The sequence below is a fragment of the Streptomyces kanamyceticus genome, assembly GCF_008704495.1.
Lineage (GTDB): Bacteria > Actinomycetota > Actinomycetes > Streptomycetales > Streptomycetaceae > Streptomyces > Streptomyces kanamyceticus.
On record NZ_CP023699.1, the window covers coordinates 4,973,291 to 4,991,262 of the forward strand.

At 68.3% G+C, this 17,972-nt stretch carries 18 protein-coding genes; 9 read left to right on the forward strand and 9 right to left on the reverse strand.

From position 1 onward, the window contains the following. From CP970_RS21020 to CP970_RS21040, 4 genes are all read left to right on the forward strand, one after another. The gene (locus tag CP970_RS21020) at window positions 1-1,404 is read left to right on the forward strand and encodes an FtsW/RodA/SpoVE family cell cycle protein (protein WP_055546529.1); all 1,404 of its coding nucleotides are present in this window, start codon (window positions 1-3) and stop codon (window positions 1,402-1,404) included. After that, entirely contained in the window at window positions 1,401-2,864 is a 1,464-nt protein-coding gene (locus tag CP970_RS21025; protein ID WP_055546532.1) for a peptidoglycan D,D-transpeptidase FtsI family protein, read from the forward strand. Before CP970_RS21020 ends, CP970_RS21025 begins: the two co-directional genes overlap by 4 nt. Before the next feature lie 168 nt (window positions 2,865-3,032). Continuing rightward, window positions 3,033-5,045 (forward strand): Stk1 family PASTA domain-containing Ser/Thr kinase, encoded by a 2,013-nt coding sequence (pknB, locus tag CP970_RS21035; RefSeq protein WP_055546534.1) that lies wholly within the window; start codon window positions 3,033-3,035, stop codon window positions 5,043-5,045. A gap of 164 nt (window positions 5,046-5,209) precedes the next feature. After that, on the forward strand, window positions 5,210-5,638 hold the full coding sequence (locus tag CP970_RS21040; protein ID WP_150493697.1) for a hypothetical protein: 429 nt from the start codon (window positions 5,210-5,212) through the stop codon (window positions 5,636-5,638). 15 nt (window positions 5,639-5,653) lie between these two features. Here the strand turns inward: CP970_RS21040 and CP970_RS21045 are convergent, their stop codons facing one another. The 6 genes from CP970_RS21045 to CP970_RS21070 are packed head-to-tail and all read right to left on the reverse strand — an operon-like array spanning window position 5,654 to window position 10,115. Further along, the gene (locus CP970_RS21045) at window positions 5,654-6,391 is read right to left on the reverse strand and encodes a class E sortase (protein ID WP_055546538.1); all 738 of its coding nucleotides are present in this window, start codon (window positions 6,389-6,391) and stop codon (window positions 5,654-5,656) included. 24 nt (window positions 6,392-6,415) lie between these two features. After that, entirely contained in the window at window positions 6,416-7,735 is a 1,320-nt protein-coding gene (locus tag CP970_RS21050; protein WP_055546540.1) for a class E sortase, read from the reverse strand. Beyond that, a complete protein-coding gene (locus CP970_RS21055; RefSeq protein ID WP_055546542.1) occupies window positions 7,732-8,385 on the reverse strand; it encodes an aminodeoxychorismate/anthranilate synthase component II in 654 nt (217 codons plus the stop codon). The genes CP970_RS21050 and CP970_RS21055 overlap by 4 nt, the downstream gene beginning before the upstream one ends. Further along, a complete protein-coding gene (locus tag CP970_RS21060; protein ID WP_098243663.1) occupies window positions 8,382-8,543 on the reverse strand; it encodes a hypothetical protein in 162 nt (53 codons plus the stop codon). Before CP970_RS21060 ends, CP970_RS21055 begins: the two co-directional genes overlap by 4 nt. Window positions 8,544-8,597: 54 nt before the next feature. Then, on the reverse strand, window positions 8,598-9,305 hold the full coding sequence (locus CP970_RS21065) for a class E sortase (protein ID WP_055546559.1): 708 nt from the start codon (window positions 9,303-9,305) through the stop codon (window positions 8,598-8,600). A 39-nt stretch (window positions 9,306-9,344) separates the two neighbouring features. After that, window positions 9,345-10,115 carry a DUF881 domain-containing protein gene (locus CP970_RS21070; RefSeq protein WP_055546544.1) on the reverse strand — a complete coding sequence of 257 codons (771 nt, stop codon included), beginning with the start codon at window positions 10,113-10,115 and terminating at the stop codon, window positions 9,345-9,347. Between the two features lie 142 nt (window positions 10,116-10,257). On the opposite strand from CP970_RS21070, the gene crgA reads away from it, so the two are divergent. After that, a complete protein-coding gene (crgA, locus tag CP970_RS21075; protein WP_055546546.1) occupies window positions 10,258-10,515 on the forward strand; it encodes a cell division protein CrgA in 258 nt (85 codons plus the stop codon). Window positions 10,516-10,775: 260 nt separating this feature from the next. Here the strand turns inward: crgA and CP970_RS21080 are convergent, their stop codons facing one another. Together CP970_RS21080 and CP970_RS21085 are read right to left on the reverse strand one after the other, a co-directional pair. Further along, window positions 10,776-11,672 (reverse strand): rhomboid family intramembrane serine protease, encoded by an 897-nt coding sequence (locus CP970_RS21080; protein ID WP_055546548.1) that lies wholly within the window; start codon window positions 11,670-11,672, stop codon window positions 10,776-10,778. 143 nt (window positions 11,673-11,815) lie between these two features. After that, window positions 11,816-12,349, reverse strand: coding sequence for a peptidylprolyl isomerase (locus CP970_RS21085; RefSeq protein WP_055546556.1), 534 nt, complete (start codon window positions 12,347-12,349; stop codon window positions 11,816-11,818). Between the two features lie 262 nt (window positions 12,350-12,611). On the opposite strand from CP970_RS21085, the gene CP970_RS21090 reads away from it, so the two are divergent. Further along, on the forward strand, window positions 12,612-13,307 hold the full coding sequence (locus CP970_RS21090; RefSeq protein ID WP_055546557.1) for a DUF5324 family protein: 696 nt from the start codon (window positions 12,612-12,614) through the stop codon (window positions 13,305-13,307). Window positions 13,308-13,528: 221 nt separating this feature from the next. Further along, complete coding sequence (locus CP970_RS21095; RefSeq protein ID WP_079043882.1) at window positions 13,529-15,121, forward strand: MFS transporter; 1,593 nt, start codon at window positions 13,529-13,531, stop codon at window positions 15,119-15,121. 134 nt (window positions 15,122-15,255) lie between these two features. On the opposite strand, the gene CP970_RS21100 is transcribed toward CP970_RS21095, so the two are convergent. Next, window positions 15,256-16,494, reverse strand: a complete 1,239-nt coding sequence (locus CP970_RS21100) for a cytochrome P450 family protein (protein WP_055553446.1) — start codon at window positions 16,492-16,494, stop codon at window positions 15,256-15,258. 281 nt (window positions 16,495-16,775) lie between these two features. On the opposite strand from CP970_RS21100, the gene CP970_RS44265 reads away from it, so the two are divergent. Beyond that, complete coding sequence (locus tag CP970_RS44265; RefSeq protein ID WP_157877791.1) at window positions 16,776-16,919, forward strand: hypothetical protein; 144 nt, start codon at window positions 16,776-16,778, stop codon at window positions 16,917-16,919. Window positions 16,920-17,164: 245 nt separating this feature from the next. Continuing rightward, window positions 17,165-17,920: a SagB/ThcOx family dehydrogenase gene (locus CP970_RS21105; protein WP_157877790.1), complete on the forward strand. Its 756-nt coding sequence runs from the start codon at window positions 17,165-17,167 to the stop codon at window positions 17,918-17,920. Window positions 17,921-17,972 lie beyond the last annotated feature (52 nt).

Consider the following 17,972-nt stretch of genomic DNA (forward strand, 5'->3'; position numbering starts at 1 on the left):
ATGAGCAGTACTACACACACGTCGACGATCGGCGCGATCGGGGCGCCGAGCCGGCGCAACACCGAGCTCGCGCTGCTCGCGTTCGCGGTCGTCATCCCGCTGTTCGCCTACATGAACGTGGGCCTCGCCCTTGACGGCAAGGTCCCCACGGGCATGCTCGGCTACGGCCTGGGGCTCGGTCTCCTGGCCGGCGTCGGCCACATCGTCGTACGCAAGTTCGCCGCGTACGCCGATCCGCTGCTGCTGCCGCTGGCGACGCTGCTCAACGGACTCGGTCTGGTGATCATCTGGCGCCTCGACCAGTCGGAGAAGCTCCAGCAGCGCAAGAACTTCGTCGAGGCCGCGCCGAACCAGCTGATGTACTCGGCGATCGGCGTCGCCCTCTTCGTCGGCGTGCTGCTCCTGCTCAAGGACCACCGCGTCCTGCAGCGCTACACGTACATCTCCATGGTCGGCGCGATCGTCCTGCTGCTCCTTCCGCTCGTGCCGGGCCTCGGCATGAACGTGTTCGGCGCCAAGATCTGGATCCGGGTCGGTGGTTTCTCCATCCAGCCCGGTGAGTTCGCGAAGATCGTCATCGCGATCTTCTTCGCCGGATATCTGATGGTGAAGCGGGACGCGCTCGCCCTGGCCAGCCGCCGCTTCATGGGCCTGTACCTGCCGCGCGGCCGCGACCTCGGCCCGATCATCGTCGTCTGGGCGATCTCGATCCTGATCCTGGTCTTCGAGACCGACCTCGGTACGTCGCTGCTGTTCTTCGGCATGTTCGTCGTGATGCTGTACGTCGCCACGGAGCGCACCAGCTGGATCGTCTTCGGTCTGCTGATGTCCGCCGTCGGCGCGGTCGGCGTGGCCTCTTTCGAGCCCCACGTGCAGCAGCGTGTGGACGCCTGGCTGAACCCGTTCGCCCCGGAGACCATCGCCCAGACCGACCAGATCGCCCAGTCGCTGATGGCCTTCGGCTCCGGCGGCGTCCTCGGCACCGGCCTCGGCCAGGGCAACTCCGACCTCATCGGCTTCGCCGCCAACTCCGACTTCATCCTCGCCACCTTCGGCGAGGAGATGGGTCTGGCGGGCGTCATGGCGATCCTGCTGATCTACGGCCTGATCGTGGAGCGCGGCGTGCGCACGGCGCTCGCCGCCCGCGACCCGTTCGGCAAGCTCCTGGCGATCGGCCTCTCCGGAGCCTTCGCCATCCAGGTCTTCGTCGTCTCCGGCGGCGTCATGGGCCTGATCCCGCTGACGGGTATGACCATGCCCTTCCTGGCGTACGGCGGTTCCTCCGTCATCGCCAACTGGGCCCTGATCGGCATCCTGATCCGGATCAGCGACACCGCTCGGCGGCCCGCCCCGTCCCCCGCACCGAACCCCGACGCTGAGATGACCCAGGTGGTCCGACCGTGAACAAGCCCCTGCGCCGGATCGCGATCTTCTGCGGGCTCCTCGTCCTGGCCCTGCTCGCCCGGGACAACTGGCTGCAGTACGTCCAGGCCGACTCCCTGGCCAAGCACGAGAAGAACCGCCGCGTCACCATCGAGCGGTACGCCCAGCCGCGCGGCGACATCATCGTCGACGGCAAGCCCATCACCGGTTCAAAGGCCACCCCGGGCAGCGACCTGAAGTACAAGCGCACCTGGAAGGACGGGCCCATGTGGGCCCCCGTCACCGGCTACTCCTCGCAGCGCATCGGCGCCAACCAGCTGGAGAACATCGACGACGGCATCCTCACCGGCAACGACGACCGGCTCTTCTTCCGCCGCACGCTGGACATGCTGACCGGCGAGAAGAAGGAGGGCGGCAATGTCGTCACCACCCTCAACTCCGCCGCGCAGAAGGCCGCGTACGACGGTCTGAAGAGCAAGGGCAAGGGCGCCGTCGCCGCGATCGACCCGTCCACGGGCGCGATCCTGGCGCTCGCCTCCACTCCGTCGTACGACCCGGGGGACTTCGCGGGCAACACCGACGACGAGGCCCAGAAGTTCCTCGACCTCGACAAGAACAAGGACAAGCCGCTGGTCAACCGCGCGCTGCGCGAGACCTACCCGCCCGGCTCCACCTTCAAGGTGGTCACGGCGGCGGCCGCCCTCGAGCACGGCCTGTACACCGACATCGACAGCAAGACGGACTCGCCCCTTCCGTGGACGATGCCGAACACCACGCAGCCGCTGAAGAACGAGGGCGACCTGCCCTGCAAGAACGCCACGCTGCGCGAGGCGCTGCGGGTCTCCTGCAACACCGTCTTCGGCAAGATCGGCTCCGATCTCGGCAAGGACAAGATGCTGGAGACGGCGAAGAAGTTCGGCTTCAACTCCGAGCAGTTCACGCCGGTCCGCTCCAACGCCTCCAACTTCCCCGAGGACATGGACAAGCCGCAGACCGCGCTGTCCTCCATCGGCCAGTTCGAGACCGCCACGACGCCCCTGCAGATGGCCATGGTCACCTCCGCGATCGCCAACGACGGCAAGCTCATGGAGCCGTACATGGTCAGCGAACTGCAGGCCCGCAACCTGGACACCATCGAGAAGCACTCGCCCAAGGAGATGAGCGAGCCGCTGTCGAAGGAGAACGCCCAGAAGCTCCAGGAAATGATGGAGACGGTCGTCGAGAAGGGCACCGGAACCAACGCCAGGATCCCGGGCGTCACCGTGGGCGGCAAGACGGGTACGGCACAGCACGGCGTCGCGAACAGCAAGAACCCGTACGCCTGGTTCATCTCGTACGCGAAGACGGACTCCGGTTCGCCGGTCGCCGTCGCCGTGGTGGTGGAGGACAGCGGCGCCAGCCGCCAGGACATCTCCGGTGGTGGCCTCGCCGCTCCCATCGCCAAGGACGTGATGAAGGCAGTCATCGACAGCAAGAAGTGACCCCCGTCACGGCCTCTCCACATCGGTGCACGTTGCGGTACCGGTCCGATATCGGGTGACGGTCGCGGCCGGGTCACGCAACTCGAGCCGGGTACGGTATGCCCGGACAGCACACCGCCGGACCACACAACGGTGCGGTCGGGACCGACGGAGAGGGCTGGATTAGCTATGGAAGAGCCGCGTCGCCTCGGCGGCCGGTACGAGCTGGGCCAGGTGCTCGGCCGTGGTGGCATGGCCGAGGTGTACCTCGCGCACGACACCCGGCTCGGCCGCACCGTGGCGGTGAAGACGCTGCGGGTGGACCTCGCTCGTGACCCGTCCTTCCAGGCCCGGTTCCGCCGTGAGGCCCAGTCTGCCGCCTCGCTCAACCACCCGGCGATCGTCGCGGTCTACGACACCGGCGAGGACTACGTCGACGGGGTCTCCATCCCGTACATCGTGATGGAGTACGTCGACGGCTCCACGCTGCGCGAACTGCTGCACTCCGGCCGCAAGCTGCTGCCCGAGCGGGCCATGGAGATGACGATCGGCATCCTCCAGGCCCTGGAGTACTCGCACCGCAACGGCATCGTGCACCGCGACATCAAGCCCGCGAACGTCATGCTGACGCGCAACGGCCAGGTCAAGGTCATGGACTTCGGCATCGCCCGCGCGATGGGCGACTCCGGCATGACGATGACGCAGACCGCCGCGGTCATCGGCACGGCGCAGTACCTCTCGCCGGAGCAGGCCAAGGGCGAGCAGGTCGACGCCCGCTCGGACCTCTACTCCACCGGTTGCCTCCTCTACGAGCTCCTCACCGTCCGGCCGCCGTTCGTCGGGGACTCCCCGGTCGCGGTCGCCTACCAGCACGTACGGGAAGAGCCGCAGGCCCCGAGCGTCTTCGACAACGAGATCACGCCCGAGATGGACGCGATCGTCCTCAAGGCGCTCACGAAGGACCCGGACTACCGCTACCAGTCGGCCGACGAGATGCGCGCCGACATCGAGGCGTGCCTGGACGGCCAGCCCGTCGCGGCCACCGCCGCCATGGGCGCGGTCGGCTACGGCGGCCCGGACGACCAGCAGACGGCGATGCTGCGCCCGCAGAACGGCGGCGGCCAGACGTCCATGATGCCGCCGGTCAACCCCGACGACGGGGGTTACGGCTACGACGAAGGCGGCCACGGCCGCCGCCAGAAGAAGAGCAACACCTCCACGTGGCTGCTCGTCCTCGCGGGCGTCCTCGTCCTGGTGGGAGCGATCCTCATCGGGAAGTGGGCGTTCAGCGGGGACGGCGGTGACAGCACCACCAAGGCGCCGGACTTCGTGGGCGAGAAGTACGAGGCGGCCAAGGAGTCGGCCGAGAACATCGGTCTGAAGCTGGAGATCGGCGAGAAGAAGCCCTGCGAGAAGTATCCGAAGGGCGAGATCTGCGACCAGGATCCGGCGGCGGACACCGAGATCAAGAAGGGCGAGACGATCACGGTGACCGTCTCGACAGGATCGCCGAAGATCGCTGTTCCTGATGTCCAGGGCCTGAGCTACGCAGAGGCCAAGAAGCTGCTCGAAGACAAGGGCTTCTCGAACATCGAGCAGAAGACCGAGGAGTCCGACCGGACCCCCGGCAAGGTCATCGGCCAGGACCCTGAGGGCGACACCAAGGCGGAGAAGAGCGAGACCATCACGCTCACCGTCGCCAAGAAGAAGGCCCAGAGCACCGTCCCCAGCGTGGCCGGTAAGACCTGGGAAGAGGCCAAGCAGCAGATCGAGGCCAATGACCTCGTCGCGCAGCGCCAGGACGTGGCCAGCGAGGAGGTCGAGGAGGGCAAGGTCGTCCAGACCACGCCCTCGGCCGGCAGCCCGGTCGACCCCGGCTCCACCGTCACCGTCCAGGTCGCTAAGAAGGCCGAAGAGGCGACCGTCCCGCCGCTGACGGGGCAGAAGCTCAAGGACGCCCGCAAGGCCATCGAAGGCGCGGGCCTGACGGTCGGCAACATCCAGGGCCCGCAGGACGACGACGCCCTCGTGGTCCTGTCCCAGCCCGGCGCCGGTGAGAAGGCCGCACCGGGCACCGCGATCAACCTGACCACCGCCGGCGGCAACGGCAACGGTGGGAACGGCGATGGCGGAGACGGCGGAGACGGTGGAGGCGGCTTCGTCGAGGGCATGGGTGACTGGGGCCGTCACAACAGGGACTGACCCGAAGAAGAAAGCGGTCGCACTCGCACCAGTCAAAGAGAAATGCCCGGCACACCGATCCAGGTGTGCCGGGCATTCCTTTACCACTGACAGACCTTTCACCCCTGACGAGCGACTAAAAAGCAACTTGATCAACACCGACTTGGGAGTGATAGCTTTCACTTATGCAGAAGACGAGTCAGCGCATCGCAGCGGTCGGAGCCACGGCGGCGGCGATATTCATCGCAACATCCACAGTCAACGCGCATGCACTTGGCAGCAAGGGAAGCGCACACTGCGTGGTCAACGGGGTCGACGGGTATGGCCACTTCAAGAACTGGACCCACAACAGCGCGAAGATATCCTTCGTGACGTACGACACTCTGAAAGACAAGCGGCACGTAGCAATCCGTCTCATCTCGAAGACGGATTACGACGGCAAGATTCGCTATTGGGGCTGGCACCACAACCGCAAGGGTTACAACAAGAAGGACGTCGTGGAAACCACTGCGTCGACCGGGAAATACGGGCTCAGCTACATCGGCATACAAGCTGCCGTCATGGACGGGAAGAAGGTCGCAAAGTCCTGCAAGGCCTGGGGCCAAGGAACCTAGCCGAGCTCCGGCGGCTTACTTCAGCTCCGCCGGCGGCGTCCGCTTGTTGTCGACCTTCTCGATCCGCTCCAGCTCGCCCCAGACGATGTAGCGGTAGCGCGAGGTGTAGACCGGCGTGCAGGTCGTGAGCGTGATGTAGCGGCCCGGCTTCTTCACGCCCGATTCCTTGGGGACCTGGTCGAGGACCTTGACGTTGAACTTCGAGGTCTCGGGCAGCGTCTTGTAGACCTTGTAGACGTACCACTTGTCCCGGGACTCGTAGACGATCGCGTCGCCCTTCTTGAGCTTGTCGATCTTGTGGAACTTCGCGCCGTGCCCGTCGCGGTGCGCGGCCAGCGTGAAGTTGCCTTCCTTGTCCTGGGGGAGCGCCGACTTGACCGGGTCCTTGTAGTAACCGGCCACACCGTCGTTGAGCACCTTGCTGCTGGTGCCCGCCTTGACCAGCACCTCGCCGCCGCCCATCGCGGGTACGTGCAGGAAGCCGATGCCGTCCTTGGTGTCGATGTTCCCGGGACCGCCCGCCCAGCGGTCGCGCACCCGGTCGCCCTGCCGGTGCGCCTCACGATCCGCTATGACGTTCGTCCACCAGAGCGAGTAGACGACGAAGAGACCGAGCACCAGGCCCGCGGTGATGAGCAGTTCACCGAAGACGCTGACGGCGGTGGCGATGGGGCCGCGGCCCCCGCGTCGTGGTGCCGGAGCGGGCGCGGGCGCCTCGTCCCGCTTCTCGTCCTGGTCGGTCGTGGCTGCCACTGGATGTGCCCCGTTCTCACCGTTCTAATTGACGAGCACGCTCGGCTTTCCCTTGCCGCGCGGCCGTTCCTCGACCATCTTGCCCCAGACGATCATTCGATACTTACTCGTGAATTCCGGGGTGCAGGTGGTCAGTGTGATGTACCGCCCGGGTTTGGTGAAGCCCGAGCCGGGCGGAACGGGGCCGATGACACCGGTGTTGCCGGGGCTGGTCTGCGGCAGGATGCTCGCCATCTTGTAGACGAAGTACTTGTCCTGCGTCTCCACCACGATCGGGTCGCCCGGCTCCAGACGGTTGATGTAGCGGAACGGCTCGCCGTGGGTGTTGCGGTGCCCCGCGACCGCGAAGTTGCCCTGCTTGGCGTCCGGCATCGGGGTCTTGGTGCTGCCCTCGTTGTAGTGACCGACCATGCCGCGGTCGAGGACCCGCTGCTTGTCGATGCCCTCGGCGACCGGGACGACGACGTCCAGCTTCGGGATGTGCAGCAGGGCGAAGCCCTGGCCGGGCTCGAAGGACCCCGGCTTGCCCTTGCCCTTGGCCCAGTCGTCCTGCAATTCGTGGGCGGCGCTGTTGGCCTGCTGGTGGGCCCGGATGTTCGTCCACCACAGCTGGTAGGTGACGAACAGGAGCATCAGGACGCCGACGGTGATGAACAGTTCGCCGATCCCCCGGCTGAGCACGGCGCCCGGCGACGGCCTGCGGGCGCGTTCGGCACGGCGGGCCTCCAGACGGGAGAGCGGGGCCCCTGACGACGTCGGGCGCGGAGGCGGCCCCGCGCCGCCGCCCTTCTTGGCGGCCTTGCGGCGGGCGGCCCGGCCTTCCGTGGGGCGCTCCGGCTCCGAATCCGGCTCCGGCTCACGCTCCGGTTCCGCTATTCGGCGGGTGTCCGCCGTCCGCAGGCCCACCGTCTCGTCATCGGGTATCGGCTCGTACGCCTGTGTGGGCTGCTCCGGGGCGTACGCGCCGTACAACTGCTCGTACGTCGGTTCGGGCATCGGAGGCTGCGGGGAGGCCGCCTGACGCTGCGCCTGGGGCGCCTGGGGCCCGTACCAGTCGCGGACGTACCCCTCGGGGTCGTACCACTCCTGTTCCTGCGGCTGCTCCTGCGGCTGTTCCTGAGCCTGGGGCTCCTGCGGGATCTGCGGCTCCGCGGCCGCGCCGCTGCGGAACCACGGCGAGGGATGCTGTCCCGGCAGCGGATCGGTGAGGGGGTCGGCCAAGTCGTCGACGGCCGCGGCGAACGCACCGGCGTCCCCGTGCGCATCACCAGCGGAGTCCCCGTGCGCGACGTTCTCGCCGTCAGGGGCTCCGGAGGAGTCGCGCTCGGGGCGCAGGGCGGTCACGCCGTGGCCCTGCCCACCACCGGGGCGAGCCCGCTCGATCGCTCCACGGCCCCGGTGTCGCCGCACTCCACCAGCCAGTTGGCGAGCATCAGATGCCCGTGCTCGGTCAGCACGGACTCCGGGTGGAACTGCACGCCCTCGACGGCCAGTTCGCGGTGGCGCAGCCCCATGATGATGCCGTCCTCCGTACGCGCGGTGACCTCGAGCTCGGCCGGGACGGTGGCAGGCTCGGCGGCCAGCGAGTGGTAGCGGGTCGCGGTGAAGGGCGAGGGGAGTCCGGCGAAGACGCCCTTGCCCTCGTGGCGCACGAGGGAGGTCTTGCCGTGCAGCAGCTCGGGGGCGCGGTCCACCACACCGCCGTACGCCACCGCCATCGACTGCATGCCGAGGCAGACCCCGAAGACGGGCACGCCGGTGGCGGCGCAGTGCCGCACCATCTCGACGCAGACGCCCGCGTGCTCCGGGGTGCCGGGCCCTGGCGAGAGCAGGACGCCGTCGAAGCCGTCCTGCGCGTGCTTCAGTTCGACCTCGTCGTTGCGCAGGACCTCGCACTCGGCACCCAGCTGGTACAGGTACTGGACGAGGTTGAAGACGAAGCTGTCGTAGTTGTCGACGACGAGGATGCGGCTGCGGCCGCCCGCGGCGCTCACTGGCCGTCCACGGTGACGTCGTTGAACGGCAGCAGGGGCTCCGCCCACGGGAAGACGTACTGGAAGAGCACGTAGACCACGGCGAAGACGAGCACCAGCGAAATCAGTGCCCTCAGCCATGCGTTTCCCGGCAGATGCCGCCAGATCCAGCCGTACATGCCGTCCCTTCCGTCGCGTACGGCACCAGGCCTCGCTCGCCGTACGGCACCAGACTAACGGCGCAGTGCCTCCGGTTTCCCGGCCTCCACGGGCTGGGTGGCATCGAGATGTGCCCAGACGATCAGCCGGTGGCTGTGGCCCCACTCTGGTTCACAGGTCGTAAGGGTGAGGTAACGCCCGGGGCCGTCGAAGCCCGATTTGCGAGGGACCGGATCTATGACTCCGATGTCGCCGGGGAGCGTCTTGTAGGGCCTCTTGTCGATGCGGTACGTGAACCAGGTGACGCCGTCGGTCAGGACGACGGCGTCGTCCGGGCGCAGCTTCGGGAAGTCCTTGAACGGGTCGCCGTAGGTGCGGCGGTGACCGGCCACGGAGAAGTTGCCCTTCTGTCCCAGCTGGGCGGTGGAGCCGTAGTGGCCGAGGCCCTTCTTGAGGACGTCGGTGCCGGTGCCCTGGAGCACCGGCTTGTTCCACGTGAAACCGAACCGCGGGATGTACATGACGGCGAACGCCTTGCCGTCCTTGTAGGGGGCGGGTTTCTGCGGCGAGGCGTCATCGGCCCCGTTGTCGCCGTCGCCCTTGTCGCCCGTCCCCGTGGCGAGCGCGCCCCGCGCCCACCGGTCCTGCAGCTGGTCGATCTGGCTGTCCATGGCGTTGTCGGCCTTCACGCCGGTCCAGAACAGGACGTACACCACGAAGAGCACGATCAACGTGCCGACGGTGACGCACAGTTCGCTGAACGTCCTGACGAGCACGCGCACCGACACAGGACGGCCCCTCCCTGGGTGCTACTCCGGGCGCTACGCCACGGGCTTCGCGTAGTGGAGATCCACTGTGCCCGAGTAGCCGGGAAGAGTCACCGCCCCGTCGTCGTCCACTTTCCAGCCGAGGCCGTACGCGTTGACGTACAGCATGTAGTTCTGGATCTCGGGCGACGCGGCGAGCGCGTTCTTGAGCTTGTCGGGGTCGCCGACGGCGGTCACCTTGTACGGCGGGGAGTAGACCCGGCCCTGGAGGATCAGAGTGTTGCCGACGCAGCGCACGGCGCTGGTGGAGATCAGGCGCTGGTCCATGACCTTGATGCCCTCGGCACCGCCCTTCCAGAGCGCGTTGACCACGGCCTGGAGGTCCTGCTGGTGGATGACCAGGTCGTTCGGCTGGGGCTCGGGGTAGCCGGGCAGCTTGGCGGTGGCGTTCGGCGGGGCGTCGGCGAGGGTGACGGTGACCGCCTCGCCGTCGAGCTTCTTGGTGCCCGCGTTCTCCTCCAGGGCCTTGAGCCGGGCGTCGTCGGCCTTGGTGCCGCCGTTGTCGCGCTGCGCGAGCGATTCGACGTCGTCGCGCAGGGTGCCGTTGGACTCGTCGAGCTCGCCGTTCTTGTGGCTGCGTTCCTGGATGAGGTCGGAGAGTTTCAACAGGGACGCGTCCGTACGGATGTTGGTGCCTTTGGCCGTGTTGAAACTGGTGAAGAAGATCAGCCCGGCCAGCGCGAACACAGCGCCCGTAAGCACCCGAACCGGGCGCCAGCGGGGGCGGCGACCGGCACCTTTGTGGGAGTCGGCAGAATTGCTCAACGTACCCTTATCTCCTTCAGCGCCGCGGAAGCACTACGCTAACGGACGCCCGGGGGAGGCCTCAGCTCCCCGTAGCACCCCGCCCGGCGACAGACGACAGTTACCTGCGCGGCCACGCAGCGCATCGACAGGAGAGACCCTCGTGCCGAAGTCACGTATCCGCAAGAAGGCAGACGACTACACACCGCCGCCCTCGAAGAAGGCGACGAGCATCAAGCTGACCAACCGCAGCTGGGTGGCTCCGGTGATGCTGGCGATGTTCCTCATCGGGCTCGCCTGGATCGTCGTCTTCTACGTCACGGACGGCAAGCTGCCGATCGACCCGCTCGGAAACTGGAACATCGTGGTCGGTTTCGGCTTCATCGCGGCAGGATTCGGCGTCTCCACGCAGTGGAAGTAGGCGCGGGACCACGGAGCGCGTCCGCGCTCCACGCACAAGCCTTGCCCTGAGTTATCCACAGCGCTATCCACATGGGGAAAAGGTCTGAAGATCTGTGGATAACTCTCCGGAGGTTGACGCCGGTGTGACTGGCCCACCGGATCTCCGTTCGCCGCTCGCCCCTTGTCCTTCCTGGGGAAACCCAGGTCAGCGACAAGGGGCACGGTTGTTCCCCACAGCATGCACAAGATCCGGCACACGCTGTGGACAACGCGAGCACGTCAGGTGAGCTGGCCGGTCCTGACGACGACCATGACCAGGGACACCAGGACGATCAGCGCGACGCTGCCGTACTGGATGAGGTTCCGCCGCTCGCGGGGCGCGTGCACCATCGCGTAGCCGACGACGACACCGCCGACGAGGCCGCCGATGTGGGCCTGCCACGCGATGTTGCTCCAGCCGAACGTGAAGATCAGGTTGAGCACCAGCAGCGCGATGACCGGCCGCATGTCGTAGTTGAGCCGCCGCATCAGGATCGCGGTCGCGCCGAACAGACCGAAGATCGCGCCGGACGCCCCGAGCGAGGGCTGGTTAGGCTCGGCGATGAGATACGTCAGCGCGCTGCCCGCGATGCCCGAGGCCGCGTAGAGCGCGAGGTAGCGGGCCCGGCCGAGCGCCGCTTCGAGCGGGCCGCCGATCCACCACAGGCTGAGCATGTTGAAGGCGATGTGCATATAGCTGCTGTGCAGGAACATCGCCGTCACCAGGCGGTACCACTGGCCCTCGGCGACGCCCTCGACCGAGCCGAGCTCCGGGACGTAGGCCCGCCCGAGCAGGTCGAACCGGTCCGTGAAGCTGTCCCCGGCCGCGAGCTGCACCACGAAGAGGGCGAGGTTGATCCCGACCAGGACCTTGGTGAACAGGCGCGGGTCGGCCGTGACGGCGCCGCCCGCGACGGTGCGCGGCTGATTGGCCGTCGGCGCGTGCCCGGTGCCCGAGCCGTCCCTGACGCACTCCGGGCAGTGGAAGCCGACCGAGGCACTGATCATGCACTCGGGGCAGATGGGCCGCTCGCAGCGCGTGCAGGTGATGCCGGTCTCACGGTCCGGGTGCCGGTAGCACCCGGGCAGGGCCGACGCCCCTTGCGGCTCCTGCGGGCTGCCTGGCGCCTGGTCCATGGGGGTCCCCTCAATCTCCGTACGAAGGCACTGCGACGGCACGCGTGGCAACGCGCCGCCCCGCCCTTCCTTACGGACGGGCGGGGCGGTTTGGTTCCCTCACGCTGACGCACGACGCACTGACGCGCGTCGGTACGCGTGGATCAGGCGTCGCGGGTCTCGATGACCACGGACTCGATGACCACGTCGTTCACCGGGCGGTCGGTGCGCGGGTTGGTCTGCGTGGTGCCGATGGCGTCCACGACCTTCTGGCTGGCCTCGTCGGTGACCTCGCCGAAGATGGTGTGCTTGCGGGTCAGCCACGCGGTCGGCGACACAGTCACGAAGAACTGCGAGCCATTCGTGCCCGGACCTGCGTTGGCCATGGCCAGCAGGTAGGGCTTGTCGAAGGCGAGGTCCGGGTGGAACTCGTCCTCGAACTCGTAGCCCGGACCGCCGGTGCCGTTGCCCAGCGGGTCGCCGCCCTGGATCATGAAGCCGCTGATCACACGGTGGAAGACGGTGCCGTCGTACAGGCGGTCCGAGGTCTTCTTGCCGGTCGCGGGGTGGACCCACTCGCGCTCGCCCTGAGCGAGCTCAACAAAGTTCTTGACCGTCTTGGGCGCGTGGTTCGGCAGGAGCCGGACCACGATGTCGCCCTGGTTGGTCTTCAGGGTGGCGTAAAGCTGCTCAGCCACGATCTGCCTTCCGTTGTCTTCTGTGACCCCCCGATCCTCGCACGGACCGGATTGGGACGAGTAGCCGCCGACTGGGCGCGCACCGAAGCCATCCGTGGCATTGTCGGCGAAGAGCTCTTCTTGCACCGAATCAATCGAATTGAACGGAACGCGCAAGTGACCCGGATGCCCGCCCTCGCATGCCTTCTTCACATCCAGAAGGCATGATCCCTGAAAGGGTGGAAAGGTGACATACCTATACGCCACCGAGGAGGAGGATCCCGTGACCCGCATCGACAGCGTGCGCGCCGCGACCGGCTCGGCCAAGGACAGCGTGCGTCACGCCGCGGACGCGGTGGCGCCCTACGCCGACACGGCCAAGGACCGGGCCGCCCACTACGCCCACGAAGCGCGCGTGCGGCTCGCACCCAAGGTGTCGCAGGCCGCCCAGCAGGCCGCCGAGCAAGCCCGTGTCCAGTACGGCGCCCACGTAGCACCCCGCGTCGAGCAGGCCCGCACGCACGTGCCGCCGAAGGTCGACCACGCGGCGCACGAGGCCGCCGTCCGCACCCGCAACGCTGCCCGGCAGGCCGCGGACTACTCCAAGCCGCGCATCGAGCACGCCGTGGCCGCCGCGCAGCCCGTCCGTGACGAGGCCGCCGCCCGCGCCGTGGCCGCTCTCGCCGCGCTGCGCGGCGAGGTCACGCCGAAGGAGATCCAGCGCCTGGCCCGCAAGCACGAGCGCCGGGCCAGGGCGGGCCGCCTCACCAAGAGGCTTGCCGTCCTCGGCATCCTCGCGGGCGGCGCCTTCGCCGCCTGGAAGTGGTGGGACAAGCAGGCCAACCCCGACTGGCTGGTCGAGCCGCCGGCCGCCACGGAGGTCCCGGACACCACGCTGACCTCCGTCGACGGCAGCGCGGGGGCCGTTCTCGACCCCGAGGTCCAGGCGAAGCAGGCCGAGGCGGAGCGGGGCGAGTAGCCGCAGCGCCGACAGAAACGCCGAGGGGCGGGAGACCGGATGGTCTCCCGCCCCTCGGCGTTTCCCGTGCCCCCTCCGTCACGGATCGCCCGCACCCGCTCGATGTTTCACGTGGAACAGCCCGCGGCCACCGCTTCCCGAGCCCAAACTCACACTGTTAGAGTGGTCTAACACTGTTAGACAGATGAACGGTGACAGACGACTCGACAGGACGGTGTGTGATGGCGGTCGACGCCCCCGCCCGACAGGGGCCAAGCCCTTACCGGACGCTCCCCGCGCTCTGTGTCCCACTGGCCCTGACGATGCTGCAGAGCACGGTGCTCTCCACCGCGCTGCCCGACATCCAGGACGACCTCAACGGCGGCATCCAGGACATCCAGTGGGTGATCAGCGGCTATTCGCTCGCCTTCGCCGCGCTGATGCTCACCGGCGGCACCTGCGGCGACCGCTTCGGACGCAAGAAGACGTTCCTCACGGGCCTCGCCGTGTTCCTCGGCGGCGCGGTCTTCTCCGCGCTCGCGGGGTCGGTGTGGGTGCTCGTGGCGGCCCAGGCGGTGCTCGGCGTGGGCGCCGCGCTGCTGATGCCGAACACCCTCTCGATCATCCGGCACGTCTTCACGGACAGCGGCGAGCGCGGCACCGCCATCGGCATCTGGGCGGCGGTGGCCGGCGCCGCGGTGGCCTTCGGCCCGGTGGTGGGCGGGCCCCTGGTGGAGAACTTCGGCTGGGCGGGCATCTTCTGGATGTACGTGCCCATCGCGGTGCTCGGCTTCGTGCTCGCGGTCCGCATGGTCCCCGAGTCGTCCAACCCCGAACGCCGCCTCGACCCGGCAGGGCTCGTCCTCTCGGTCGCCGCGATGTCCGCGATCGTCTACGCCACCATCGAGGGCGGCTCGCGCGGCTGGAGCGACCGCCTGGTGGTCGGCACCTACCTCGCGGGCGGCGTGCTCCTCATCGCGTTCGTCATCACCGAACTGCGCGTGCGCGAGCCGATGCTCGACCTGTCCTTCTTCCGCGACCGGGTCTTCACCGGCTCGGTGATCGCCGGGTTCGTCCTGTACTTCGGGCTCTTCGCCATCACGTACTTCCTGATGCTCTGGCTGCAGACCGTGCTCGGCTGGTCCGCCGTGGGCGCCGGGCTCGCGATCCTGCCGGGCATGCTGCTCGCCATGGTCTCCGCGCCGCTCGCGGGCTGGATGACGAGCAAGGTGGGCGGCGCGATCCCCCTCGGACTCGGCATCCTGTTCGCCTCGCTGACGATGTTCGGGGCGTCCCTGTACGGCGCGGACGCCCGCTACGCGGAGTACTGGTGGGTCGTCCTGCTCGTCGGCCTCGGCATCGGCCTGACCCTCACCCCGATCTCGACCCTGGTGATGATGCGGGTGCCCGCCGCGCGGTCCGGCATGGCGTCCGGCGCGAGCAACGCCACGCGCCAGCTCGGCAGCGTCTTCGGCGTGGCCGTGCTCGGCACCCTGCTGACCACGCGGATGACGGACAGCGTCCGCGACCGGCTCACCGACGCTCATGTACCGGCCGCCGCGCGCGACGAGGTGGTGCGCGCCGTCGAGGCGGGCGGGGCCCAGAGCGCGGGCAGCGGTGGCGGCAGCGCGCGGATCACCGCGCTGGTCAACGACGGTTTCGTGGACGGGCTCCACCTGGCGGAGCGGGTCGGCGGCGCGCTGCTCCTGGTGACCGCCGTGGCCGTGTACTTCCTGGTGCGCGGCAGGGACCGCGACGACATCGAGACCGAACTGACGGAGCGTACGGGGAGCGAAGACTCCGGTTCCGCCGGGCAGGTGGCCGAACGCCTCTGAGGCGTCGCCCCCAGCCCTCGCACAGACAGCCGGACGGGCCACCGCATTCCCCCGCCGGGGGCCCGTCCGGCGCTCGTGTGTCAGCTCACCGATGAGACGTACGCGGGCGCGCTGGCTCTTGAGACGTACGCGGCTCAGCCCGCCACCCGCACCGGAAGTTCGCACACGCCCCGCATCATCAGGTTGTCCCGCCAGCGCAGGCTCTCCGCGGGGACGGCCAGTTCGAGGCCGGGGAAGCGGGCGAACAGGCGGCCCACCGCGACCCGGCCCTCCGTGCGGCCGACCGCCGCGCCCATGCAGTGGTGGATCCCGTGGCTGAACGCCAGGTGCTGGCGGCCCGTGCGACCGCTGTCGAAGCGGTCCGGGTCGGGGAAGCGCTTCGGGTCGCGGCCCGCCGCGCCGAGCAGGATGAGCACCGGCTCGCCCGCCCGAACCTTCCGGCCGCCCAACTCCGTGTCCCGCAGCGGAAAACGCCAGGTCGGGACCTTCACCGGGCCGTCCACGCGCAGGACTTCCTCGATCAGCCGGTCGACGAGCGCGGGCTCCGCGGCGAGCGCGGCCCGCTCGTCGGGGTGGCGAAGGAGTCGCAGCACGGCGTTGCAGATGAGGTACGCGCTGGACTCGTGGCCCGCGAAGAAGAGCTGGTAGACGAGGGAGATCAGCTCGTAGTCGTCCAGCTGTTCCTCGCCGTGCGCGCTCACCAGGGCGCTCACCAGGTCGTCCGTGGGCTCCTCGCGACGGGCCGCGAGGAGCGGGACGAAGTACCCGGCCATGCCGTCGGCGGCTCCGTCGAAGGCGGCATCGTCCTGGAGTTCGGACCGGACGAGCAGCGCGCCCCACTCCTGGAAGCGCGGGCGGTCGGCGGCGGGGATGCCGATGAGCTCGCAGATGACCTCCACCGCGAGGGGCAGTGCGTAGTCGCCGAGGACGTCGAACTCGTACCCCCCGTCCGCGAGGTTCACGAGCTTGTCGAGCAGCGCGTCGGCGAAGCCGCCGATCGGCCCTTCGAGGGCGCGCATCCTGCGGGCGGTCAGCGCACGGGACATCAACCGGCGCATCCGGGTGTGGTCCGGCGGGTCGACGCTCAGCAGGTGGCGGCCGAGCAGCGCGGTCTTCTCCTCGGCGCGGCCCACGGCGATGGCATCCCTGACGGAGTCACCCGTGCTCGCCGGGTCGACGCTGAACAGCGGGTCGGAGAGGACCTCCATCGCCTCGTCGTAACCGCAGACCAGCCAGGGGTTCAGGCCGGGCCGCAGCCGGACGCGGGTCACCGGGTCGACGCGGTGCAGCCGCGCGTAGCCGGGCCCGGGATCGGCCATGAACGCGGGGTTCAGGAGATCAATTGCTTCGTCAGGTGCTCCATCGAGGGCCATGAGGTCGTTGGTAACAGCAGAAGAGCGGACACTCAATAAATTCCCGGTTATCCAGTTCAAAGAAGTAGCAAAACGGAATTAGAATCTTCGTTTACCAATCAATTGTCCTCACGAACAAGCCTTGTGCACCTAGACGAACACTGTTAGTTTGCGGGACCGTGAGCCGGAAGTCAAAGCTCACAAAGCACACCGCAAGAAACATCAACAAGGTACGCAGACAAGGCGAAGAAGTGTGCGCAGATACGCTCTGACGCGCACTGATTCCTCAGGAAGGAACTGTAATGAAGCTGCAGTCCGAGAAGGTCGCCGAGCACCGCAACAGCACCCCCCAGGCCGCCCTCGAGCCCTTCGGCGCGGGACGCGACGAGGCCGTTCTGGTCCCGGGCGCGTGTTCCTGCTGCTGCGGTGCCGTTGTCCGCAAGTAACCCGCAAAACCACGCGCGGCAGGTCCACGACCTGCCGCGCGTCGGTGAATTCAGAGAACGACAGGAGCCATTACGTGAGCGATGCGGACAGCCCTGAACAAGCGCGCCTTATTCAATCTTCAGTGGCCACGAGCGCCTATCGGACGATGAGCCCGAACGCCTCCGGAGTCGGCCTGCAAACCAACTCGATGCGCTTCGAGAATCTTTCGTCGGGAACCTTCAGGCGCATCGCGGAAGAGTTCTTGATGGCCACGCGAATGCGGCGCTGGGACCGCTCCGCGCTGCTGTCGATCGGCTATTACTTCTCCGACGTCATGGCCGTGGTCCAGTCCCGTCAGGACCGCGTGCCGCGCCGGAGCGCACCGCGCACTCCCCTCCCCGAGGGCGCGGACATCGACGCGGGCCTCACCGAGACGGTGCTGCGCAGGCGCAGCGGCCGCGACTTCTCCGGTGCCCCCGTCGGCCTCGACGAGATCACCTCCGTGCTGCGCTTCGCGGGTTCGGTCACCGCGGAGGCCGACATCGAACTCGCCGACGGCGCGCCCCTCACCATGGGATTTCGCACCGTGCCGAGCGCGGGCGGGCTCTACCCCGTGGAGATCTGGCTCGCCGCCCAGAACGTGGCGGGACTCGAACCGGGGCTGCACCGCTTCCTGCCCGTGGAGGAGTCGCTCGCCGCCCAGGCGGGCCCGGCGGCGGTCACCGAGCTGATCGCCTCCTTCGACCCGCAGGACGGCTCCATCGACTTCGACCGCGCGGCCGCGGTGCTCCTGCTCGTCGGCAACCCCTGGCGTTCGATGCGCAAGTACGGGCCACGGGGCATGCGTTCGATGTTCCACGAGGCGGGCGGCATCGCGCAGAACGCCCATCTGGCCGCCACCGGACTCGGCCTGGAGAGCGTGGACTTCTCCGGCTTCTACGACGACGAGGCGCACTCCGCACTCGGCCTGGACGGCGTGCACAGGACGCTGCTGCACACCGTGCTGCTCGGCGCGGCCTGACCTAGCGCGACCGGATCGGACGTACCGAAGGCCGCGGCGATCCGGCCTCCGG